This is a genomic window from Actinoplanes sp. NBRC 103695 (assembly GCF_030269485.1).
Taxonomy (GTDB): domain Bacteria; phylum Actinomycetota; class Actinomycetes; order Mycobacteriales; family Micromonosporaceae; genus Actinoplanes.
Map to the genome: position 1 here is coordinate 89,426 of NZ_BSTL01000013.1, position 23,492 is coordinate 112,917.

Annotated in this window: 17 protein-coding genes and 1 pseudogene; 9 read left to right on the forward strand and 9 right to left on the reverse strand. The window is 69.2% G+C overall.

Annotated features, from left to right (window positions below; all coding sequences use genetic code 11):
* Nucleotide 1 precedes the first annotated feature (1 nt).
* From QSK31_RS23920 to QSK31_RS23935, 4 genes are read right to left on the reverse strand one after another with little or no spacing between them, the layout of a single operon-like run.
* The gene (locus QSK31_RS23920; RefSeq protein WP_285686534.1) at nt 2–667 is read right to left on the reverse strand and encodes a hypothetical protein; all 666 of its coding nucleotides are present in this window, start codon (nt 665–667) and stop codon (nt 2–4) included.
* A gap of 1 nt (nt 668) precedes the next feature.
* Complete coding sequence (locus QSK31_RS23925; RefSeq protein ID WP_285686535.1) at nt 669–2,315, reverse strand: ABC transporter substrate-binding protein; 1,647 nt, start codon at nt 2,313–2,315, stop codon at nt 669–671.
* 32 nt (nt 2,316–2,347) lie between these two features.
* Nucleotides 2,348–3,226 (reverse strand): carbohydrate ABC transporter permease, encoded by an 879-nt coding sequence (locus QSK31_RS23930; protein ID WP_285686536.1) that lies wholly within the window; start codon nt 3,224–3,226, stop codon nt 2,348–2,350.
* Nucleotides 3,223–4,149, reverse strand: a complete 927-nt coding sequence (locus tag QSK31_RS23935) for an ABC transporter permease (RefSeq protein ID WP_285686537.1) — start codon at nt 4,147–4,149, stop codon at nt 3,223–3,225. The genes QSK31_RS23930 and QSK31_RS23935 overlap by 4 nt, the downstream gene beginning before the upstream one ends.
* Nucleotides 4,150–4,459: 310 nt before the next feature.
* On the opposite strand from QSK31_RS23935, the gene QSK31_RS23940 reads away from it, so the two are divergent.
* The 4 genes from QSK31_RS23940 to QSK31_RS23955 all read left to right on the forward strand — a co-directional run bounded on the left by QSK31_RS23940 (nt 4,460) and on the right by QSK31_RS23955 (nt 9,179).
* The gene (locus QSK31_RS23940) at nt 4,460–6,376 is read left to right on the forward strand and encodes a Xaa-Pro dipeptidyl-peptidase (RefSeq protein WP_285686538.1); all 1,917 of its coding nucleotides are present in this window, start codon (nt 4,460–4,462) and stop codon (nt 6,374–6,376) included.
* A gap of 335 nt (nt 6,377–6,711) precedes the next feature.
* Entirely contained in the window at nt 6,712–8,220 is a 1,509-nt protein-coding gene (locus QSK31_RS23945; protein WP_285686539.1) for a DUF5722 domain-containing protein, read from the forward strand.
* A 237-nt stretch (nt 8,221–8,457) separates the two neighbouring features.
* Entirely contained in the window at nt 8,458–8,991 is a 534-nt protein-coding gene (locus QSK31_RS23950) for a hypothetical protein (RefSeq protein ID WP_285686540.1), read from the forward strand.
* Nucleotides 8,988–9,179 carry a hypothetical protein gene (locus QSK31_RS23955; RefSeq protein ID WP_285686541.1) on the forward strand — a complete coding sequence of 64 codons (192 nt, stop codon included), beginning with the start codon at nt 8,988–8,990 and terminating at the stop codon, nt 9,177–9,179. Before QSK31_RS23950 ends, QSK31_RS23955 begins: the two co-directional genes overlap by 4 nt.
* Here QSK31_RS23955 and QSK31_RS23960 read toward each other — a convergent pair.
* Complete coding sequence (locus tag QSK31_RS23960) at nt 9,168–12,353, reverse strand: CHAT domain-containing protein (RefSeq protein WP_285686542.1); 3,186 nt, start codon at nt 12,351–12,353, stop codon at nt 9,168–9,170. The genes QSK31_RS23955 and QSK31_RS23960 overlap by 12 nt on opposite strands.
* A 57-nt stretch (nt 12,354–12,410) precedes the next feature.
* Between QSK31_RS23960 and QSK31_RS23965 the strand changes: the two genes are divergently transcribed.
* The 4 genes and pseudogenes from QSK31_RS23965 to QSK31_RS23985 form a co-directional block, all read left to right on the forward strand.
* Nucleotides 12,411–14,216, forward strand: a complete 1,806-nt coding sequence (locus QSK31_RS23965; protein WP_285686543.1) for a tetratricopeptide repeat protein — start codon at nt 12,411–12,413, stop codon at nt 14,214–14,216.
* Nucleotides 14,217–14,297: 81 nt separating this feature from the next.
* The gene (locus QSK31_RS23970; protein WP_285686544.1) at nt 14,298–15,083 is read left to right on the forward strand and encodes a class I SAM-dependent methyltransferase; all 786 of its coding nucleotides are present in this window, start codon (nt 14,298–14,300) and stop codon (nt 15,081–15,083) included.
* A gap of 326 nt (nt 15,084–15,409) precedes the next feature.
* Nucleotides 15,410–16,534 (forward strand): AfsR/SARP family transcriptional regulator, encoded by a 1,125-nt coding sequence (locus tag QSK31_RS23975; protein WP_285686545.1) that lies wholly within the window; start codon nt 15,410–15,412, stop codon nt 16,532–16,534.
* A 1,418-nt stretch (nt 16,535–17,952) separates the two neighbouring features.
* Nucleotides 17,953–18,072 (forward strand): annotated as a pseudogene (locus QSK31_RS23985) (IS6 family transposase); the annotation flags it as partial.
* Between the two features lie 501 nt (nt 18,073–18,573).
* Here QSK31_RS23985 and QSK31_RS23990 read toward each other — a convergent pair.
* Nucleotides 18,574–19,485, reverse strand: coding sequence for an NAD(P)/FAD-dependent oxidoreductase (locus QSK31_RS23990; protein ID WP_285686733.1), 912 nt, complete (start codon nt 19,483–19,485; stop codon nt 18,574–18,576).
* Between the two features lie 88 nt (nt 19,486–19,573).
* Here QSK31_RS23990 and QSK31_RS23995 point away from each other — a divergent pair, with 88 nt between their 5' ends.
* Nucleotides 19,574–20,446 carry an AraC family transcriptional regulator gene (locus tag QSK31_RS23995; protein WP_285686734.1) on the forward strand — a complete coding sequence of 291 codons (873 nt, stop codon included), beginning with the start codon at nt 19,574–19,576 and terminating at the stop codon, nt 20,444–20,446.
* A gap of 451 nt (nt 20,447–20,897) precedes the next feature.
* Here QSK31_RS23995 and QSK31_RS24000 read toward each other — a convergent pair whose 3' ends face one another.
* The 3 genes from QSK31_RS24000 to QSK31_RS24010 all read right to left on the reverse strand — a co-directional run bounded on the left by QSK31_RS24000 (nt 20,898) and on the right by QSK31_RS24010 (nt 23,475).
* Nucleotides 20,898–21,338, reverse strand: coding sequence for a peptidase inhibitor family I36 protein (locus tag QSK31_RS24000; protein WP_285686546.1), 441 nt, complete (start codon nt 21,336–21,338; stop codon nt 20,898–20,900).
* A gap of 30 nt (nt 21,339–21,368) precedes the next feature.
* The gene (locus tag QSK31_RS24005; protein WP_285686547.1) at nt 21,369–22,232 is read right to left on the reverse strand and encodes a hypothetical protein; all 864 of its coding nucleotides are present in this window, start codon (nt 22,230–22,232) and stop codon (nt 21,369–21,371) included.
* 934 nt (nt 22,233–23,166) lie between these two features.
* Nucleotides 23,167–23,475, reverse strand: coding sequence for a hypothetical protein (locus QSK31_RS24010; RefSeq protein ID WP_285686548.1), 309 nt, complete (start codon nt 23,473–23,475; stop codon nt 23,167–23,169).
* Nucleotides 23,476–23,492: the final 17 nt, after the last annotated feature.

Genomic DNA, 23,492 nt, shown 5'->3' on the forward strand with positions numbered 1-23,492 from the left:
GTCAGCGGATGAATCTCTCCTCGATCTCGGACCGCAAGGGCCGGGCGGTGCGGAGCAACGCCGCGGCGAAGACCACGGCGACCAGCGCCAGCACGGCCTCGGACCAGAACAGGACGACGATGGCGGCGAGGGCCAGGAGGCCGGCGGTGCCCAGCGTCACCAACGGCGTACGCACCAGGAAGTATGCGGCCAGTCGTGCGGTGTCCCGGGCCCGGAAGGCGAACAGCGACGCGATCACCAGCGCGTTCGCCTGCCAGAGCGCGGCGGCGAGCGCGACCGCCGCGACCGGGATCGTCCACCGGCCGTGCGCGAGGTTGATCCCGAGGACGGCTTCCCAGGCCAGCCAGGGCACCCACAGCTTGAGCACGCCCGTCAGGTTCATCCGGTAGCCGCGCAGGAACGCGCGGGCCGGTGCGAGGTCGGCCAGGTCGGTGCTGCGCCGGCGCAGCGCGTAGAGCGCCGCCGACAGTGCGGGCCCGGCCGGAATCGCGCACACCGCGGCGAGCACGATGTTGCTCGGATCCCGGTCGAGCAGGACCAGCGGCACGATGCCTGCCGCGCCGGCGAGCAGGGTCAGCACCTGCACCACGAGCAGGGTGTGCACGAGCGCGGCGGCCCGGGCGAGCGGCCCGGCGCCGAACCGCCGCCCGGTGTCGGTCGTGGTCATCTCACTTCTTCTCCTGGAACCGCTGGTACGCCTTGTTGACCAGGTCGACGTACTGGTCCATGTTCTTGGTTCGCAACTCGGCGACGTAGGCGTCCCACTCGGACAGCGGCCGCTGGCCCAGGGCGAAGCGCAGCGTCTGCTGGAACACGTGGTCCTTCAGGGTCGACTCCCACAGGGCGGCCTGCTCGCGTTCCTCGGGGCTGAGCGGGTGCGGCGGCGGCACCTCGCGCGTCGTGCGCTTGTTCATCTCGGCCTGGAACGCCTTCTCCTCCTCCGAGAACTGTGAGTTCAACATCTTCGTGCTTCCGCCGTACGCGAAGACGCCGTTGAAGAACCCGTAGTCGACCTGTAGGTCCTTGGGAGCGGACGGGTTCAGCCCGCCCCACTTGACGCGCGGGTCGAGTTTGAACGAGCCGTCCTCCACGTTGCCGGTGTAGGTGTCTCCCTCGATGCCCCACTTGCTGAACATCAGGCCCGCGTCGGAGTACCAGAGCCAGTCGATGAACTGCATCATCGCGACGAAGTTCTTGCTCTCCCGGGCCTTCTTGCTGATCATGATGCCGTTCTCCAGCAGCGACTCGCTGGGCACCGTCGCACCCATCGGGCCGATCGGCACCGGAATCTTCGCGACCGTCGCGCCCGGGATCTTCGCGATGTCCTTGCGGTTCTCGGAGACCAGCGTCTGCGCGTTGGTGCTGATCACGAACGATTTGCCGGCGGCGAACTTCTGCCGGGCGTTGTCGTCGGTCTGGGTGAAACTCTCCGGGTCGAGCAGCTTCTCGCTGACCAGGGTGGCCAGGTACCGCAGCATCTGGCGGTACTGGTCCATCGCGCCGCTGAGGACGAACTTGCCGGCGGCGCCGTCCCAGGTGGTGCTGTTGTAGGCCCAGCCGGCGTGCGTGCCGTGGGCCGTGCCGAGAATGCCGATCAGGTTGTTGGCGCCCGGCTGCGGTGGCGTGCTCCACCGGTCGGAGAACGGATACCGGTCCGGGTACGCCTTCCGGAGCGCCCGCAGGGTCGTGGTCACCTCGTCCCACGTCGCCGGAACGGGCAGGCTGTGCTTCTCCAGGATATCGGTACGCATCGCGAGTGAGTAGTCCAGCCACGGCTTCTCGTGCAGGCCGGGAAGCAGGTAGTACTTGCCGTCCTGCTGGCTGAAGGTGTCGAGGTTGGCCCGCAGGTTCCAGCGCTTCACCTTGTCGGAGTAGTGCGGCATGAGGTGGGCGTAGTCGCTGACCGGCAGGATCGCGCCGCCGGCGATGAAGGCCTCCTCGTCCGGGTGGTACGTCTTCGGGATGATCATCGGGGCGTCGCCCGCGCTGACCACCACGCTGCGCTTCTGGTTGTAGTCGCTGCCCGGCACCGCGGTCGCCTCGAACGAGACGTTGGTGCGCTTGGTGAGCTCGGCCAGGAACGACCAGTTCGCCTTGAACGGGTAGTTCGGGTTGCTGAGCATCATGATCGAGAACGTGAGCGGCTCGGTCGCCCTGAACTGGTCGCCGACCTTGAAGCCGTCCATCGCGCCGGCCTTGTTGCCGTCCAGATCGCCGGCGTCCGCCTCGCCGTCACCGCCGTCGCAGCCCGCGAGGGAGACGGCCGCGGTGGCGGCGGCCGTGGCCAGCAGTTGCCGCCGGGATAGCTGAACCATGGTGAACTCCAAAGGTGTGAGGACGGGACGGGCTAGCCCTTCACAGCGCCGAGCATCACGCCGGAGACGAAGTACCGCTGGATGAAGGGGTAGACGAGCAGGATCGGCAGGGTGGTGAGCACGATGGTCACGGCCTGGATGCCGGCCGCGATCTGCAGCGTGGTGTCGCTGGACGTGGTCTGATCGGACCCGGCGGTGGCGCCGGCGATCAGATTGCGCAGGTAGACGGTGACCGGGAACAGTTCCTGCCGGTCCATGTAGAGGAAGCCGGCGAACCACGAGTTCCAGAACGACACCGCGTAGAACAGCAGCATCGTGGCGAGCACCGCCTTGGACAGCGGCAGCACGATCCGCCACAGCGTGCCGTAGGTGGTGGTCCCGTCGACGGCGGCGGCCTCCTCGAGCTCGACCGGCAGGCTCTCGAAGAACGCCTTCATCACCAGCAGGTTGAAGACGCTGACCGCGTTCGGCAGCACGATCGCCCACAAGGTGTTGCGCATGCCGAGCGCGCTGATCAGCACGTAGTTCGGGATCAGGCCGCCGTTGAAGAACATCGTGAAGACCGCGATGCCCACGAGCAGACCGCGGCCCTTCAACTGGCGCTTCGAAAGGACGTACGCGTAACAGGTGGTCAGCACGAGCGAGATGGCCGTCGCCACCACCGTGTAGACCACCGTGTTGCGGTAGTTCGTCCAGAACATCGTGTCCGACATGACGTGCTGGTACGTGGTCACGTTGAAGCCGCGCGGGAACACGCTCACCTGACCCGTGCGGATCTCCCGCTCGCCGCTGAACGACCGGGCGACGATGTTGACGAACGGGAACAGCGTCACCACCACCACGACGGTGAGCACCACCGCGTTGACCGCCTGGAAGACGCGGTAACCACGGGACGGCCGGATCGCGGTCACCACAGGCTCGATCCGACGACCCGGCGGGACAGCCGGTTGGCGCCCAGCACCAGGGCCAGCCCGATCACCGACTCGAACAGCCCGATCGCGGCGGCGTAACTGAAGCTTCCCGAGACGATGCCGACCCGGTAGAGGTAGGTGGAGATGACGTCCGCGGTCGGGTAGGTGAGCGGGTTGTAGAGCAGCAGAACCTTCTCGAACCCGACCGCCAGGAACGTGCCGATGTTGAGCACCAGCAGTGTGACCATGGTCGGCCGGATGCCGGGCAGCGTCACGTGCCAGGTCTGCCGCCACCGGTTCGCGCCGTCCACCCGGGCCTGCTGGTACAGGTCGGTGTCGATCGTGGTGAGCGCGGCCAGGTAGAGGATCGTGCCCCAGCCGACGGTCTGCCACACCTCGGACGAGACGTAGATGGTGCGGAACCAGCCCGGTTCCTGGATGAACGAGACCGCGTCCTGCCCCACCGCGAGCAGGCCCTGGTTGACGACGCCGTTCACCGAGACGATCTGCAGGACCATGCCGGCCACCACCACGATGGACAGGAAGTGCGGCAGGTAGGAGACGGTCTGGACGAGCCCTTTCAGCCAGCGGGTGCGCACCTCGTTGAGCAGCAGGGCGAGGATGATCGGCAGAGGGAAGCAGAACAGCAGGGTCAGCCCACCGATGACCAGGGTGTTCGTGAAGACCTGCCAGAACGTGGGGTCGGACAGGAACATCTTGAAGTAGCGCAACCCGACCCAGTACTCGCCGAACAGGTCACCGCCGGGCGAGTACCGCCGGAAGGCGATCAGGTTGCCGAGCATCGGCAGATAGCGGAACACCGCGAAGAACAGCAGGGGCAGCACGGCCAGCGAGTACAGCTGCCAGTCCCGCCGCACCGCGGCCCGCCACGTGCGCCGGCGGGTGTGGACGGACGGCTCCATGCTCCACCAATCTCCTGCCCCGCCCGATTACCGGAAGAGCCACAAAACTTCCATCGGTACATCGGCATGTGCAGATGGGAAGTTAGGCCCCATGTTTCCGTCGTGTCAAGATTTCAGGTCGAATCAGTCGACGGTCCCCAAGACCGCTTCGCAGGCTTGTGAACAGGCACTTGATCAAGTACGTGGAGAAAGTGACTGCCCCATGGAGACGTGATCGTCCACATCCGCCGGCACCGGGAAGGCGTCGCTCGCAGCCGGAACTATCGGCAGCTATTGCGGTCCGGCCCCCCGTACCGTTTCATCGAAGCTCATGATGAAGACCATCCTGGCCGCCGTCGCGGGGGCGGCGACCGTCTTAGCCTCGGCGGCGGTCCCGGCGCAGGCAGCGCCCACCGTCCCGCACGTGCGCGGCACCGGCACCGTGCCCACCTACTCGTACGCGAACGCCATCCGGGAGAGCGTCTGGGTGCAGACCACCCTGGACGGTGACCACGACGGCGTTCCCGACAAGGTCTCCGTCGACCTCGTACGCCCCCGGGAGACCGCGGCCGCGCACCTGCGCGTGCCCGTCGTGATGGAGGCCTCGCCCTACTACGCGTGCTGCGGCCGCGGCAACGAGGGAGAGCTCAAGGAGTACGACGCGGCCGGGACCATCGCCAAGGAGCCGCTCTACTACGACAACTACTTCGTGCCTCGCGGGTACGCGTTCGTGGCCGCCGATCTGACCGGCACCAACCGCTCCACCGGCTGCGAGGATGTCGGCGGCCGCGACGAGGTGCTCGGGGCCAAGGCGGTCGTCGACTGGCTCAACGGCCGGGCCCGGGCCACGTACGCCGACGGCACCCCGGCGGTCGCCACCCGGTGGACGAACGGCAAGGTCGGCATGATCGGCAAGTCCTGGGACGGTTCGGTCGCCAACGGTGTGGCCGCGACCGGCGTCGAGGGACTGGAGACGATCGTGCCGATCGCCGGCATCTCCAGCTGGTACGACTACACCCGTTACAACGGCGTCATCCGCTCCCCCGGCTACGCCCCGTTCCTCAGCGAGTACGTCAGCAGCCGGCCGGAGGCGTGCGCACAGAACCTCGCCGAGCTCGCCACGGACAGCGACGACGACACCGGCAACCTGAACGCCTTCTGGGCCGAACGCAACTACCGGCCCGCCGCGAGCAGGGTGAAGGCCAGCGTCTTCGTGGTGCACGGCGTCAACGACACGAACGTCAGCACCTCGCAGTTCGCGCTCTGGTGGAACAGTCTGCGCGTACCCAAGAAGATCTGGCTCTCGCAGACGGGTCATGTCGATCCGTTCGACTTCCGCCGGGCCGCCTGGGTGGAGACGCTGCACCGCTGGTTCGACTTCTATCTGCAGGGCCTGCGCAACGGGATCGACCGGGAGCCGCGGGCGAGCATCCAGACCGCCCCGGGCACCTGGGTCGACCAGCCCACCTGGCCGGCCCCGAGCGCCCGGCCGGTGCGGGTGAGCCTGGGCAACGGCGATGGTTCCACGGGTACGCTCGGCGGCGTCTCTGGACGCGGCTCGCGCACCTGGGCGGACAACCCCGACCTGAGCGAGGCGGCGGCGACCGGCTCGCCGAACACTCCCGTCCCCGGGCGGGTGGCCTTCCTGTCCGCCCCGCTGCGGCGTGACCTGCGACTCTCCGGCATCCCCCAGGCCACCCTGCGGGTCAAGGTGGACCGCCCGACGACCGAGCTCACCGCGCGGCTGGTCGACTACGGCACGGCGACCCGGGTCAACTATCTCGGCGCCGAGGAAGGCATCACCACGGTGGGCACCGAGTCGTGCTGGGGTTCGTCGACCCCGGCCGACGACGCCTGCTACCTCGACACCGTCGAGGATGTGGTCACCAGCGACCACGCGGTCCTCACCCGCGGTTGGCAGGACGCGGCGCACCACGTCTCGCTTTCCTTCCGTACGCCCTTGAGGCCGGGCCGCTGGTACTCGATCGCCGTGCCGTTGCAGGCCACCGACCAGATCGTGCGTTCCGGTCACGTCCTCGGCCTGATCCTGCAGCAGAGCGACAACGAGTACTCGACGCCGCCGACGACCGGCGCCACGGTCAGCCTGGATCTGGCCGGCAGTTCGCTGACGCTGCCACTGGCGAGCGGTTCACTGCCCGCCCCGGGAGCCACCGCACCGCACGTCACGACCGGTCCCGCTCCGGCCGCGCCGTCCCTGCGCCGTCCAGCCCGGCTCCAGCTCCCCTGACGAGTTCACGGCCGGGCCCCGGGGCTCATCCCGAGGTCCGGCCGGGAGCTCACCTTCCTCGGCGTGACCAGCCTCCGTATCGGCACGACCGGCTCCGCCGGCCCTGCCACCTCGGTGTCCACGTCGGATTCGACAGCCGCCTCGGGCGCATTCCGCTCGGCGTCCCTCCGCACCCCGCGATTCGCAGTCGCGCATCATGCCGATCTCCCGCAATCGGGGAAGGCTCGGCGACAGGGCCACGACAGCCCCGTGAGCCAGGGTGAGCGCGGGAGGTGGCGAATCTGATGGGACCTTTACGAAGCTTGGCGATAGTCGTCGCGGTTCTGGGTTCGGCCGTGACGGTCAGCCCTGACGCCGAACCGTTGCCGTATCCGGAGCGCGGCGCGTACCGGATCAAGGCACTCCAGCCGGACTTCTGGCCGGACAAGGACGAGATCGCGGGCAACAACACCGGCGGAGTCGCCGTGAACCTGGTCTGGTCGCGGTGGCAGCCGACCCGACGGCAGGCGCCGTGCACGGCCGGCGAGCAGGAGTACGACGGCCAGTGCTTCACGGTGCCGGCCGAGGTGGACGCCGAGATCAGCGACTGGTCCGCGCGCGGGCTGGTCGTCACCGGGGTCGCGTACGGGACACCGGACTGGGCCCGGCAGGGCAAGCCCTGCTCCCCCGTCGCGCCGGGCTTCGAGGTGTTCTGCACACCCGGCGACGCGGCGGACTACGGCCGCTTCACCGGCATGCTCGCCCAACGCTACGACGGGCGGCACGGGCACGGCCGGGTGGCGGACTTCGTCGTGCACAACGAGGTCAACTCCAACAACTGGTTCGATATCGGCTGCGGCCAGGGCGTCGCCTGTTCCACCGCCCGCTGGCTGGACGAGATCGCCGCGAACTACAACGCCGCGTACGACCGGGTCGCCGCCGAGCAGTCCACCGCGCGGGTGCTGATCTCGCTGGACCACCAGTTCGGCGTCGAGCTGGACCGCCCCGCGGCGCACGAGGCCACCCTGTCCGGCATGACCGTGCTGCGCGGCCTGGCGTCCCGCGCCGGCGCCCGGCAGTGGCGGGTCGCCTTCCACCCGTACGCCCCCGACCTGCGCAGCGACGTCACCGGCCCCGACGACTACCCCATCGTCAGCTACGGCAACGTCGGCACCCTGATCGGCTGGCTACGCGCGACCTTCCCCTCAGAGGTAGCGGCCTGGTCACAGGTCCAGCTGACCGAGAGCGGCATCAACTCCCGCACCCCGTCCTCCCCCGCGAGGCAGGCCGCGGCCGTCTGCGACTCGTTCCGCAACGTCCTGGGCACCCCCGGCATCACCAACTACGTGTACCACCGGATGAGCGACCACCCCGACGAGGTAGCGGGCGGCCTCGCCCTGGGCCTGCGAAACCCCGACGGCACCGCCAAGCCGGCCTGGACAACGTGGGCGCTGGCCAACCGATCCGACCTGACCCCACCCCGGTTGTCGTGCGGCTTCGAGCACCTCCCGTACACCCGCCTGACCCGCGGCTACCACCAGACGCGAGGTCATTGGGCCTCCACCCGCATCCTCCCGCCCGGCTTCACCACCGAGCACACCTGGCGCCTCTGGCGAGAACCTGCGGCAGGCACCATCCCGCTGTTCGAATGCCGGGTAGGACAGCACAACCTGATCAGCCGCGACCCGGCCTGCGAGGGCCTGCCGCCGCTGGGCCCGGTCGGCCACATCAACACCGATCCGGGCCCCGGCCGGGTAGCCCTCTACCGCTGCTACATACCCGGCAACGGCGACCATTTCATCTCCACACAACCGGACTGCGAGCAAAGAACCAAAGAGCAGATCCTCGGGTACGCCGTCCCGTAGGTTCAGCAGCCCGTGTGCCCAGATCCCACCTTCGTCCACTTGCAGGTGTCGTAGATCCGGTCACCACGAGCGCGGCGGTTTCCCGGCGGCGGCCCGCGGGCTTCGCGGCTTCGTTTCCGACATGGCCGGTCCTCTGAGCAGGCAACTTGGCGTGGTGGGCGCCGAAGGTAATCCTGCTGCGACTCCGGTGCCGGGTGAGCGGGGCGGGAGGATGACGCGGATCGTTACGATGAGCGGGTGTCCACTGCGGTTCAGATAGTGCAGGTCGCGAAGGACGCGACGACGGCTCTGGCCCTGATCGTCGGTGGGGGCTGGGCCTACCTGAAGTTCGCTCGCGGCCGCCTGTTCGCGCCGCGTGCGGAGTTGTCCGTCACGGCCGCGATGTATGAGGGCGTGGACGGCCTCATGGTGGTCGCGACGGTCACGCTCGTCAACCGCGGCGTACGCCGGTTCAAGCTGAAGGACGACGGCAAAGTTCTGTACGTCTACGAGTTGCGCTCCGATGCCGGCAACGGGCCGGCGCTGCTGTCCGAGGAGAAGGTCGCCCTCGTTCCCATCCTCACCTCACACGACTGGCTGGAGACGGCCGAGCAGGTGCAGGAGGAGACGACCGTCCTGCTCGGGCGCGCCGCCGACCACGACCGGGCCGGATTCCGCCTCGAGGCGCAGGTCTGGTCGCCGCCGGCCCTCGGCCGACGATCCGGTTTCCGGTGGATCTCCTCAGTGATCGCTCCGGGACCGGGGTGGACAAGATTGAAGGACAGTGCATGACCGATGACGCGGATTCCACGGCGAAGTTCCAGCGGAGCTGGGATCGCTCCGACGAGCGGCAACTGAACGAGGACCGCCGCCGGCTGCTGCTGCGCCGGCCGGCGGGCGCACCCGACCCCGCCCGGACCGCGGACCAGCCCGACCCGCAGCAACCCCCGGAGGACGAGGCCGGCCGGTCAGACGGTTGACCGCCCGATGCCGGACAGCAGCTGCCGCACATCGTCCAGACCGTCGGTGACACCGGCCGCGAGGATGTCCCGTTCGGCCTGCTCGGCATAGATGCGTGCGTCCTCGGTGCGGCCCGCCTTCAACATGATCAGCGCCAGCAGGTGCCGGGCGTGGCCGGCGCTCGCGAGTTTTCCGCGGCTGACGTACGCGGCGAGCGCTTGCTGCAGGTGGTCGGCCGCGCGCCCGAGGTCGCCGGTGATGCGTTCGATGCTCGCCAGGCTGTAGTACAGCGGCGCGAGCAGGTCCGGCCGGCCGGCGACCGCCGTGATCGCGTTCTCGTAGTGGCGCCGGGCCTCACGAACCAGTTCGGCGGCCTCCGGCGGGAACCGGATCTCGATGATCGAGCCCGGTCCGCTGGTCAGCTCGCCGGCGTCGTACCGGCGCTGCGCGTCTTCCTGCGCCAGGATCTCGGCGCGCCGGATCGCCGTCGCGCCGAGGCCCTCGAACGCCCGGGCGATGACCGCGTAGTCGCGATCCCCGACGATCCGCAGGCCCTCCAGGAAATAGGTGCGCGCGACCGACGCCGACCGGGCGTCGCCGGTCCGGCGGTGCAGATGGCCGAGCTGGATCAGCATGGACGCTTCGAGCTGCTGATCGCCGAGGCGGTTCGCCAGGTTGACCGCCTCGCGGACGTCGGCCTCGTCCTCACTCGTGCCCAGTTCCAGCACGCGGGCGCGGGTCGCTTCACCGCCGGAGCGGCCGGCGCCGAGCAGGTCCCGAATCCGGGCGGCCAGATCGGCCTCACCGCGGGCGGTCGCCCGTTCGAGGCAGTAGCCGCGCAGAATCGTCGCGGACAGCGGCGCCTCCAGGGTCAGATCGATTCGCGGCAGCCCGTCCGGGCCGATCATCGCGGGCACCAGGAGGTCGAGCGCCGCGAGCCACGCCTCCGGTCGGCCCTGTCCCGTGTAAAGGGCGCGGAGGGCCTGCATCGGCCCGAGCGCCGCCTCGGGGTGGCCGCTGCGCAGGCTCGCCGGCACCGCTTCCAGCAGATTCTCCTCATCCGCCGCGATGACCGGCAGAATGGCGCGTTCGCCGATCTCATGGCCCCAGGACAGCGCGTGCCCGTACGCGTCGAACTCGGCGCTGAGCGGGTCGCCGACGCTGCCGGGGTCCGGCGGGCCGACGCCGGCGGCCCGCAGGACCGCCGGAAGGAGCGGGTGGATGGCGTAGAAATCGACCGGTTGTGGCGCGAGCAGACCGCAGTCGGCGACGCATTCGAGCAGGTCGCGGGCAGGCTCGTAGGTCAACGGCATACCCAGCCTGGCGGCGCTCCGGCTCAGGTGCAGTGCCGACACGGTGCCGTGGAACCAACCCACCAGGCTCAGGATCTGCTTGTCGCCGACGTCCAATCGGTGCCGGAGCACCCGGGCCGCGGCGTGGACCGCCGGCTCGGTGACCGCCGGTCCGTCGATCAGGCCCAGCAGCGCGAGAAGGTTACCCCGCGATCGTTCGTCCGCCGGAGCGCCGCGGCCCGCGGCCACCGCCGAGCAGTCGGCGGGCGTCAGCACCTGCGTGGTCACCCGGGAGGCGCGGACACCGAGCCAGTCCAGGCCGCCGCACGCGATCAGCAGCACCTTCGCGCCGCCGCCGGCCAGTCGGCCGATCAGGTCGCCGAGACGCTCGCGGTCGCCGTCCGGCCGACCGGCCGGATGCCACGGTGCCGCGACATCGAGGTCATCGATGATCCACAAAGCCCGGTCGGCCGGGCCGGTCGTCGAGACGGCGTCGTCGTCGGACAGCGAGACGCGTACGACCGTGTCGGTGCCACCGGTGCGGCGGTACCAGTCGCCGAACGTCTGCGCGACGGTGGACTTCCCGCTGCCGATGAGGCCACGGAGGTGCACCACATCGGCGCCGTCGAAAGCCCGGTCGAGCAGGAGCATCACGTCGTCGGCGCTGTCGAGCTCCGCGAGCGGGGCCCGAGCCGGATGCCCAGCGGTCCGCGCCGGCGCGCCGGTCGTCATCCTCATCGGCCCGTTCGCATAGACGGCGGGCACCAGCCAGTCGTCGTCCCGTTCGCCGGCACGCGGCCGGGCGAGTTCGCGCCGGGCGGCCGACACCGCCTGCGCGAACTCGTCACCCTCGACGATCCGCTGGTAGAGCTTCTCGACGAAGACGGCGGCGGTGCTGACGTAAACGTCGTAGCGCATCGCGACGACACCCTGTACGCCGCCGTCGAGCGCGGCCCGGGCCAGCGAGCCGAACGTCCTGCGCTGATCCGCCACCGGCTCGGGCGACGACTCGTCCCGGGCCCACGCCGGGATGCTCCGGGCCGAGCCGCAGGCGTTCAGCACCAGCAGCGGCACCTCGTACTCCGCGAGCAGCCGTCCGAGCCGGGCGCCGCCGACCGGCATCATGTTCTCCGCCACCTCGGCGTCCTCGAAGAGGAAGAACCCCTGCGTGACGTCGGCCTCCGGGAGGCGTTCGCCGTCCGCCGCCGGGGCCGTGCCGAAAACCCCGTGCCCGTCCAGATGAACCAGGTCGAACGGCCGGCCACGCTCCGCGGCGTCCCGCAGAGCGTCGGAGAGCCGGCGGAAGGTCGGTGGCCGGAGCACCTGAACGTCAAGGTCCGGGAACCGCTCGCCGAGAGCCACCACGCGGCCGCCGACCGAGCGGAACGGGACGTCCCGCCCGAGCCGGGGACGGCAGATCGCGAGCAGGATCCGCAACGGCCCCGGCCGCCTCGGCGGGACCGGCGCCGCACCGGCCGGCTGGTGGACGAACGCGCGGGCAGCGACTGCCGGGACCAGACCGGAGCCGGCCTCGCGAAGCATCTCCAGCGGAACCTGCATCGCCTCGTCGCAGGCGGGATCCACTTCGATCCGCAGATCCGAGAGCTCCGGCCGGGCCGCCCGCCACAGGTCGGCGCCCGCGCCGGTGCCGAACAGGGCGTCGAAGAGTGCCTCGCCGAGGTCGTCCAGCCGGCGTGCGGCCCGGGCCGCGATCACCGGCGCGGGCTCGGCGGGATAGCGGCGGAAGTCCTCCAGGTACCAGCGGACCAGCAGTTCGTCGGAGCGTTCGAACGCGACGGACGGCACGGGGACCTCGGCGTGCCGGGACAGCCCCGGCAGCTCGAGGGAGATCGAGATGTGCGGCGAATCCCCGGCACCGAAGCCGAACCGAAGAGTCTTCACAACCGATCGCTCATGCGGCGCCGCGGATACAGTCGCGTGCATGGGGACGATTGCATCATGACGTCCGAGGACACGCCATCGCCCGCCGAGCTCATCGCTGCCGGCATACGGTACGCCGAACTGCCGCACGGGAACCGCGCCGACAACCTCGAACGGTCGATCCAGCTTCTCGGAGCCGGCGTGTCCATGTTGCTCGAAGGGGATCAGCCGGCGCAGCTCGCGTTCGGTCTCTATCAGCTCGCCATGAGCGTCCAGGAACGCATCCACGGCGCCCGCCCGGACAACCTCGACAAGGCGATCGGCTACTACGAACTCGCCGTCGCGGTCCTCGACCAGCTCGACGGACACGAGGAGCGGCTGCTGCAGGGGCAGACGCTCGGCAACCTGGGCTCGGTGCTGATCGCGCGGGGCGACTACGAGAAGGCGCTGCGGGTGCTGCAGGCGGCGCTGCGAATCCAGACACCCGAAACGAGCCGCCGCGAGTGGGGCGTGAGCCGGCAGAATCTGGGCTCGGCGTACATGTATCGCCGCGAGGGGAACCGGCGGGACAACATCGTCGCCGCCATCGCGGCCTACGAGGCCGCCCTCCGCGTACGGCCACCGGATGCCGAACCCGCGCTCCACCATCGCACCCGCGCCTCGCTCGAAGCGGCGCGCCGGGAGTTCGACGCCCTCGACGCACCGAACGCTCCGCCGCCGAGCGTCTCGTCAGCGGGGTTGGTGCAGCGAGCGATCGACCTGCAGGTGCAGGGCGCGCAGAACACCGACCGGGCGGCGAGAGAGCGACTGCTGGAGGCCGCGGTCGCCGCCTTCCTCGACGCACTCGAAGGAATCGACGAGGAGGCGGACAGCGCGCTCTGGGGCACCAGCATGCACAACCTCGGGATCTGCTATTCGCTGCTCGACCAGGATCCGGAGAACGGGGAACGGGCCGTGCTCGCGCTGCAGTCCGCGCTGCCCGCCCGGCAACGTGCCGGTGACACCTTCCGGTGGGCGATGACGCAGTACAACCTGGCCTTCGCGTACGCGAACCGCAGGCTCGGCGATCCGATGGAGAACACCGAGGCCGCGATCCGGGCGGCCGAGTCGGCCCTGGAGATCATCACCCCGATCATCGACGCCGAGCAGTGGGCGAAGGCGTCGTCGAACCTCGGCCTCGCCCTGCTCCGGCGCTTCGAGCTGGCCGGCGACGACGGCGACGTGAACGACCTGCGCGCCGGCATCACGCACACCGAGAACGGCCTGACCCACGCCGACGAGTTCGGCCACCTGTCGAGGCCGAACTCCGTTGCGCAGCTCGCGATGGCATACCGTCACCTGGCCGAACGGGAGGACGACCGGCTGCTCCGGCTCGAATACGAGTCCCTCTCCGCGTTTCATCTCGACCAGGCGATGGCCGCGGAGGCCGACCACGAGTTCTCCGCCGATGAGACCGCCGCGGTCACCTTGCTGCGGGGGCGGCAGGCCGAGCGGGACGCTGGAGAGGCCACCGAAATGTTCCTCGACCGGGCCAGGGAAACCCTCGGCCCGGACGTCGCGCCCACCGCCCTGCGGCTGGAGCTGCGCAACCAGTACGGCCGCGCCCACTTGCGCCGGCTGGCCGGCGACCCGGAACAGAACGCGGCCGATGCGATCCGCCAGTTCGAGCTCGTGCTGACCCAGGCCCTCGTCAGCCCGGACGCCCAGCGGGCCCGCTCCACCGCCCATCGAGGACTCGCCGACGCGTACGTCGAGCTGGACCAGTTCGACGCGGCAGCGCGGGAATACCGGCTGGCGATCGACTCCGTCGTGGCGGAGGCAAAACGCGACCGCGAATATGAGATCGTCGCCGCGCTCGCCGCCCTGCACCGCGTTTCGCGCTGACCGCGGGCATCGTCGCTGTCCAGGGCGCGGATGGGAGGAAATCAGTTGCGACGCGGCGATTCGCGCGATCAAGTTCGGGGCATGGATGATCGGATTGCCGGCGAGCTCCCGGATCATGTGCGTCGCAATCGTATGGTGTGGGACAGCGGTCTCAGCGCTGGGTTCGCCGCTCGGGCGCGCCGGCAGTGGGCTGCCGATCCACACTGGGGTATTTGGGCTGTCCCGCAGACAGAACTGGCCGTCCTTCCCGCCGATCTCGTCGGGAAGGACGTCATCGACTTGGGCTGCGGCACCGGGTACCTGTCCGCATGGATTGCACGCGCGGGTGGTCGGCCCGTGGGGATCGACAACTCCGAGCAGCAGCTCGCCACGGCACGAGCCATGCAGGATGAGTTCGACGTTCACTTCCCGTTGCTGCACGGCAACGCCGAGCAGGTTCCCTTCCCGGACGCCAGTTTCGACCTTGCCATCAGCGAACACGGTGCCGTCGCGTGGTGCGACCCGTACGTATGGATCCCTGAGGCAGCCAGGCTGCTCCGCCCCGGTGGCGAGCTCATCTTCATGCGAAACTCAGATCTGCTGACTCTTTGCACGCCCGATGCTGGGCCAGCTGAGACGAGTCTGCGCAGGGATCAGTTCGGGCTCGCGCGAATCGAGGACGCCGACGGAGCCGTCATTTTCCACCTGCCGCACGGTCCCATGATTCGACTTCTGCGAACATGCGGTTTTGTAGTGGAAGAACTGCTGGAGGTCGAACCGGGACAGGGCGCTGCCACCGTTTTCGATTACGTTGATATCGACTGGGCTCGCCGATGGCCGAGTGAGGAGGTCTGGCGAGTCCGCCTTAGCGATGCCGGTGCCGATTGATCGGCATCGCTGCCGGACCGCCGGCGGTTTATGTGAAGAAGCAACGCGGCAATACGGTCTTCCACTGTGAACTCGCCTGTCGAAGCGGACCGTTGGAGATCCTGTGCTCACCGGTTGAATTTCAATCGACTTCGAGCGCCGGGCTTTAGCCTCGGCGAGTCCGGGTCGAGACAAACCACTGCCACACGGGTCGCCAGGCCGATCACCAACTGCTCTGGTCACACCGTTGATCCGCCCAGGTTTGCTGGGCGGCGCGGCCGGGACTGCGCACGGCGGCACGGCTGCGGTCCTTGAGGGCGACGCTTCGTGGACGGTGGTGGTACAGCGTGGAAGTTCTCCTGCTGGGGCCGGTGCAATTGCGCCTCGACGGAGAAATCCGGGAGGTCGGACCGCCGCAGCGACGGCATGTTTTCGCGGCGTTGGCAGTCGACGTGGGCCGCACGGTCACCGCCGAGACGCTGATCGACCGGGTCTGGGACGACGCGCCGCCAGACGGGGCACGCCGGGCGTTGCAGTCGCATGTAGCCAGGTTGCGGGCGTTACTCGTGAGCCGTACCGACGGTCCGGCGCGGCTGCTGCACCGATCGGGCGGCTATCGGCTCGACCTAGACGCCCAGCAGGTCGACCATCTCCAGTTCCGAACTCTGGTCGAGCGCGCCAACGACGTCGCCGTGGGCGACGAAAGGCGCCTCTCGCTGATCGGCGACGCCCGGGCACTGTGGCGTGGCGAACCATTGACCGGGTTGACCGGCCGCTGGGCGGACGGAGTGCGACATGCCTGGCGCCGACAATACGCCGAGGCCACCGTGCGGTGGGCCGAGGCCGCGGTTCGAGCCGGGCGCGCCGATCTGGTGATCGACGGCCTGCACCAGCTGGCCATCGAATTTCCGCTGGACGAAACGATCGCGGGCGCGCTCATAACGGCGTCGCACGCCGGCGGGCGTACGGCGGAGTCGTTGAAGCTCTTCGCCGACGTGCGTGCCCGGCTCGGCGCGGAACTGGGCGCCGAGCCCGGGGCCAAGTTGCATCGCCTCCACGAGGCGATCCTGCGCGATGAGGAGCCCGCCGGCGGCGCGGTGGTGATTCGGCAGGACCAGTCGCGACCTGCCCAGTTGCCGCCCGACGTGCCCGTCTTCATCGCACGGGAGCGCGAGCTCGCGGCCCTGACCGCCATCTCCGGACGTTCCCGCGAGGGCCGGCCGGGGCCTGCGGTCTGTGTCGTGCACGGCGCGGGCGGGGTCGGTAAGAGCTGGCTGGTGCTGCGCTGGTCGCATGCCCACCGCCATCGGTTCCCGGACGGGCAGTTGTTCGTCAACCTCCGTGGCTTCGACCCGAGCGGTGAACCGTTGACCGCCGGCGCGGCCCTCCTGGGGTTTCTCGGCGCGCTCGCGTGCCACCCGGTGCCGTGCCCGCCGAGACCGATGCGCGGGCGGCCCTGTACCGCACCGTGACGGCGGACAAACGCCTGCTGGTCGTGCTCGACAACGCCCGGGACGGCGTCCAGGTCGCGGCGCTGCTGCCCAGGTCCGCGACCTGCACGGTGCTGGTCACCAGCCGCAGCACGCTCACCGGCCTGATCGCCGGCCACGGCGTGGAACCTGTCGGCCTCGATGTGCTCGACGGCACCGAGGCCCGGGCGTTGCTCAGCGCGCGCCTGGGTGAGGACCGGCTCGCCGAGGATGCCCCCTCCGTCACCGCCGTGATCAGCGCCTGCGGCGGATTGCCGCTCGCCTTGGGCATCGCCGCGTCACGGACGGCGGTACGCCCCCGATACGCGCTGCCCGCAGTCGCCGACGAGCTGACGGACACCGGCACCCGGCTCGCCGCGCTTGAGGGGGACCCGCCGCACACCGGCCTGCGCGCCGTGCTGTCCTGGTCCTACGCCGCGCTCGCCCCGCGGGAAGCTCGGGTGCTCCTGCTCACCGCCCTCGCCCCCGGCGCGGATGTCAGCGTGCTGACCGTCGCGGCGCTCAGCGGTCTCCCCGAGCACGACGCGCTCGTCGCCCTGCACACCCTGCACCGGTTCTCGTTGCTGGGCGAACAGCCCGGCCGGCGCTGGAAGCTGCACGACCTGGTGCGTCTCTACCTGACCGAGCGGGCCGGACAGGAGCTCACCGAGGACGACCGCGAGACGAGCCTGCGCAGGCTGCTCGACTTCTACCTGCTGACCGCGACCGAGGGCGACCGCATCCTCAACCCCACCCGGAGGACTTCGGGCCGATGTCCGAAAGCGTGCGGCCCGTTCCAGTCGCCGACGAGGCAGCCGCACTGTCCTGGATGGACGCCGAATATCCGGGGTTGCTGGCGGCGCAGGAGTTCGCGATCCACCGGCGCTGGTGGGACAAGGCGTGGCAGCTCGCCTGGGTGCTGGACACCTACCAGCGCTGGCGCGGTCACGTGCTCGACCACATCGCGACCTGGCAGGCCGGGCTGGAGGCGATCGCGCACGTCCGCAACCGGCGGTCGAGAGCCTGGCCCTGCGGCTCTCCGCGCACGCGCTGTCGCACGGGTCCCGATATCGCGAGGCACTGGACCAACTGGACCGCGCGCAGACCATCGCGACGGAGGCCGGGGACCGCCCGGCCCAGCCGCCCATCTGAGTCGGGCCCGCCATGGTGGTCAGCACCGTAGGCCGCGCTATGCGTGGAAACTGCTCGCGCCCCGAAGGCGCTCCATCAAATGCGGGGAAACTCAACGGCAGCCTGGCCGAGTTAGGAAATACTCCCGCGCGTGCGGGGCCACCGGTCCTCGCCCCTCGATGTCGTCGCGCAAGAACGGAAGACCCCCGCGTGTGCGGCGACGACTTCTACGCCCGTCAGGCGATCTGGTACTGCGGAGGAAGACCCAGGCCGACCGGACAGCGAAGGTGGTGATCGCCGGGCACGCCTTCGTCCAGAATCCGCGCCGCGGCCACTACGAACTCGGAGTCAAGGCGCACCCGGCGCTACGGCTCGCGGCGGCGTTCACCGAACTCGCCGCAGCCATCTGACTCGTGTTCGGTCAGCTCAGCGTGACCGCTGATCTCGTAACACAACAGACCCTCTCGGCACGGCTGGGGCGCTTCCTCGGCGAGCGGGCGTCCGCTCTGGATGCCGTCTCCCGCGAGGTCTGCGCACAGATTCGGAGCGGATCACCTTTGTCGGCTTGCCCGCCGGAACACCGCCGCCCGAATTCTTCGCTGGGGACCGCTTCCACCATCGGCGCTGAGATACCGCCTCTGGGCACGGGACATGGCCGCCCGCGTCATGGGCGGGAAATGTACTTCAGTGTGATTAAGTCACGGCCATGGATCGTAGGGCGGTTGAGCTGGTTCGGCATATTGCGGCTGCTCAAACAGAGGATCTGTGATGTCGGAACTGTGTCGGAGGATCGTCGGACGTGGCGCCAACCGGGCCCCGCGTTCACACTGTCGCTCGACGAGGCGCCGCTGTAGGAACTCCCTACAACCGAGCGGTTTCGGCGGCAGATCCGGACAAGCCCCTGTTGGCGTTCAGTATCCGGCTGCTATCTGCACGGCGGCAGTCGCTCCGGCGAGGTAGCCCGAGGCGACCGCGGCCGCCATCGATGGTGGGACAGATGTGGCCGCGTCGCCGGCGGCGAAGAGGCCAGGGACTCCGGTGCGGAACAATCGGTCAACGACGATTGACTCAACGCCGAGGTGTTCGTCCGACATCGTGACCGTGGCGCCGAGGTCTTGGGCCATGGTCGATCGCTGGTAGAGGAATGCCTTGACCAGCATGGCGGAGACGGCAAGGTCGGTGCCGTCGGTGAAGGTGACTGCGCTCAGGCGCGAGCCTTCGCCCGCGAGGCCGGCGAGTGGTCGCTCGTCCCACTTGACTCCGCCGGCAGCCAGCTGGGCCTGTTGCACGTCGGAAAGCTCGGAGCCGTTGGTCAGCAACGTGATGTCAGGGGTGTAAGCGCGCAAGTTCATGGCGCCGTGCAAACCAACGGCCCCTGCTGCCAGGACGGCTGTGGGACGGTCGCGGACCTCCCAACCGTGGCAGAACGGGCAGTGGAACACATCGCCACCCCACCGCTCAGCCAGTCCCGGCACCTGTGGATACCGGTAGTCCATGCCCGGTGCGAGCAGGAGAGTGCGCGCGTACTCCAGACGCCCGTCGGCGAACGTCACCTCGTAGGTGCCGTCCTCCTGTCGGCTCGCCTGCCTAATTTCGCCCCGAGCCAGCTCGACCGACGGGTATGCGGCAAGCTCCGCGCGGGCGGCGGCGTAGTACTCGGCGGGCGGGCGTCCGTCGTACCCGAGCAGGCCACCGATGGAAGAGGCGGCCAGGTTGCTCTGGCGCCCGAAGTCGACGATCAAAGTCGTGCGCCGTGCACGCGCGAGCGTCAGACCGGCGCTGAGCCCGGCCGCGCCCGCCCCGATGACAAGACAATCTCTCATTCCCCTAGCCAACCGCCTCCCCGGCTGCGGGGAAATGCTCCGACGGCGCAGGCACTTGCACGTATGTAGCATGGCGTTGGTGGACGCGATGAGTCAGGCGATTGCCGCGCTGCGGGTGGGTCGCGGAACCGTACGACGCTTCCGGCTGTCCGACGCTTGGGGCTTGAGCTACGCCGGGCTCGTCGGCACCGGTTTCCATGTGGTTCTTCACGGCACTGGCTGGCTGCTCCCCGAAGACGGGCCAGCGGTTGAACTCAACACGGGCGACGTCGTGCTCATCACCTCAGGTGCAGACCACGGACTTGCCTCCGAACCACGGCCGCTGCGCGGACTGGCGCCGGTCGAACTGGGCATCGTCGACCCCGCGCCCGCGCCCGCCGACTTCGAATTCCTCTGCGGCGCGTACCGCCTGCGACACGGACAGGCGGTGCATCCCTACCTGGCCGCGCTCCCCGACCCGATCGTCGTCCCCGCAGTCGGCCAGTCGGATACCGTGGCCGCGCTGCTCGACGAACAGCAGGCGGCGGGGCTGATCGTCGATGCGACTCGCCACGCGTTGCTGGACCTCACGCTCACGCACGCTTTGCGCCGATGGCTAGAGACGACGAAGTGGCCTGCGACGCACGACCCGAAGATCACCGCAGCCATCCACGCCATCGATACCCACCCGGACACCCGATGGACAGTGCAAGAACTGAGCCGGGCCGCAGGCATGTCCAGAGCCACGTTCACCCGCCGCTTCACCTCGGCAATCGGCCAGCCCCCAGCGACATATCTGCTGACCCATCGCCTCAGCCACGCCGCCCGCCTGCTCGACGAGACCGACGCACCGCTCGCCGTAATCGCCCGCCGGACCGGATACTCCACCGAGTACGCCCTGGCCAACGCGTTCCGCCGCCAATACGGCATGCCCCCCGGCGCGTTTCGCCGTGCCCAATACTCGCAGACCACCCGCGAATAGCTCATAATCGAGTGCACGATTCTCGGCAGTTGAGCGTACTGGCGAGAGGCCCGTGAATGCTCAGTCGCAACTTTCTGTCACCGAGGCAGGCGACCCAGCCTCGCAGGAGGGCGGCTGGTTTGGAGCCGTCTGGATGGTCCGGGTCAGAGACCTTCCGAACCGGGTTGGGGAATATCGCATGAACGAATACCGACCATGCGCCAGTTGCCTGAAGGGTCCGCTCAATGACCCAGCCGCCCGCAGGAGCACGCCCTAATCGATGAGCCTCCGGTAGCGGTGCCGTCTCACCATCGGCTCAGGCGAAGGTGACCAGCACGACGCAAACGGTTCGGCTCGGCTCGGCAGAAGGCGTAGCGTTGCTGGGTCTCGAAAGGGCGACCGCCCGGGGCTGGGCCTCGCCTCGAAGGCGAGGCCCAGAGAGCACGACGGCCCGGTCGGGTGGCGGCGTGGTTCAGCCCGGGATCTGCGGTTCCCCGGCGCCGCACTCACCGCCCCAGCGATGCGACGAACCCAGGTTCCCGGCGTTCTGGGCGGCACCGCCCTGGCCGATGGTCACCCATTGTCCACGATGGATGCAGAGGGTGATGGCGTCGTAGCCGACGTTGCGGTACACCCGGACGTGGTCACAGCCGGAACACGGCGATCCGTTGTTGGCCCAGGACACGTCGTCGTCCGCGATGCGGTCGCCCGCCATGCCGCCGAGGCCGTCGTGCCAGTTGATGTCGTTGCCAGGGGTCTGCCATCTGGTTCCCTCGTGCCGCCCCAGCGCCCACGCGCAGAAGTTCTGAGCCGGACAGGTGGCGTCCGCAGCCGCGGGTTGCGCCACCGCGAGGACGAAACCGCCCGCCATCATCAGCGTCGCGACGGCCGCCCCGATCCTTTTCAATGTCATCTCGCGTCCCTTCTCGTTGTCCGGTGCGACTCATTCGCCACCGGTGGTGCCCCGTGCGACCACGAGCGCGCGCACGGACAACTTCTGGTACTGCTCGACCAGGTCCCGGTTCTCCGCGTACGTTCGCGCGGCATACTCCGCCTCGACCTTGTGCGCGCTGCGAACCAGCCCGGTCGCGGCGGCGCAGTCGGCCTCGGCGACGGCGGCCCGGATCTCCGCCCTGCCGGGCCGGCCACTCGTGGCGGGCGCGACTCGATCACGCAGACCGGCCGGTGTCTCGACCGGGTAGCCCCGACGTTGCACGCACGCGGCCCAGGCCGTCAGCGCCGACCGGTATCGGTCGTCTGCGATGACCCGCGGCCGGTAGTCGGACGACAAACGCTCCAGCAAGGTCCGGGTACGGAACCAGGTTCTCAGGTCGCCGTAGAGTCCGCGCTGCGCCTCCGCCACGCAACCGTCCGCGTTCTGGTACAGTGTTCCGCCGTCCGGCAGCGGCACCGCCATCGACGCGGCGCGACCGCCGTCAAGGGCCGTCTGATACGCCTCACGACGCCCGGCGGTCAGGGCCACCGCGTAGCGGTAGTTCGGATCCGCCCGGCGCCGGTCCGCGAGCACCTTCCCGGCATGGGCGACACCGAAGCCGTGCTCTGCGGCCCAGGCCGGATCATCATTGCCGTACGGGAACTCCGGTGCCGCGGGGCCAGGCGCGGCGACTGTGTACTCGAAGCCATGCCGGCGCATGCATCCCGCGATCGCCCTCTCCTCGGCCCGGTGCAGCAGAGCGCGCTCGGGTTCGGTCAGCGGCCGCGGCGACGCCTGGTCAGGCCCAGCCGAACATACTGAGACGAGAAGCAGAACTGCCGCGACACCGAGACACCACCGCCACATCCGCATGAGCTCAACCATCGGCGTCCGGCGACCACATCCGAGATGCCATTCGATCCACGCCGAAAGGCTGGCGCACGTTGATCAACGTCAGGGGCGGTGTTCAAGATCGAGCGCGGCCCTCCTGGGGCAACACATGACTCGGCAGATCTGCCATGGGTGCCGACTGCTGTCCCGGCGCTGGCAGCAAACCGCCGACCGTGGTGGAGGAGCGCCAGTCGGTAGCCTGCCGCTCGTCCGGCCACAGCAGCGTGAGCGCCGCCAGGGTGACGCGCGCACTCAGCGGCTAGATGAGGACGGCAGGTTCGCGCGTCTGCAAATACGACCGAGCCGGCATTCCCGAAGTGGCGTGAGCGGAAACGAGCGGCTTACGACCGGCGGCTCGGTACCGTGGCGGAATGGGGCCGATGACGTGGTTGGCCGACCGATTCCGTGATCTCAGGCAGCGGCGCGCGGGCCGTGGCTACTACGGCGTTTGCGACGAGTGCCGACACGACTGGCGGGAGCACCACGCCGATAGAGGTTGCAGCGAGTGCCGTTACGAGATCGAGCACGCCGAGCCTGACGCACCCGATGTGGTGTGTGCCGCCCGCGCGCCTGGCTACAGCTCTCCGTGAGTTGCCGGGCGGCATGCCTCCGGACGACACGATAGTGCGGTTGCCATTCGACCTGCCGTCCACCGGATCGCGGCTAGATTCAGTGCGCGCTGGCGTCAGTCACTCTCTACGGCCTCAACCCTCTACGTGCGTGACACTCCGCCGAGTGTTGGTGGAGATCAGCGAGACGGGATACCGGTATCAAGCAGTCCTGGATGTGCGTGCTGGGTCGACGGTCACGGATGTCGCAGCCCGGTTCGTCCCGGCAGACGGTGCACCGATGGCTCGCCTGGTATGAACAGGACGGGCTTGGCGGCCCGGTGATGCCATGCTGACACCGTGCACAGTCAGCCGTTCCCGACCCTCGATTGGCAGTCGGCCGACCGCACCGGCGGACCGCTGGACGACGCGCTCTCGACGAACTCCGCCGTCAACACCCCACCATCTAGGTAGAACGTCTCGGGAAGACCCAACCCAGCGACGACGGCAACATCTACTTCCTCGGCGTGGCCAACCTCCAGGTCGACACCGGCCCAGACGGACAACCCCCGTCCATCATCGAAGCCGACGACCGACGCGAGACGTCGGAATTTGCCGAGGCCCTCGCCGCCATCCAGGCGAGGCTTAGCCCAATCCGGTAACAACAGCGAAGACACGGGGCATCTGGAGCTCG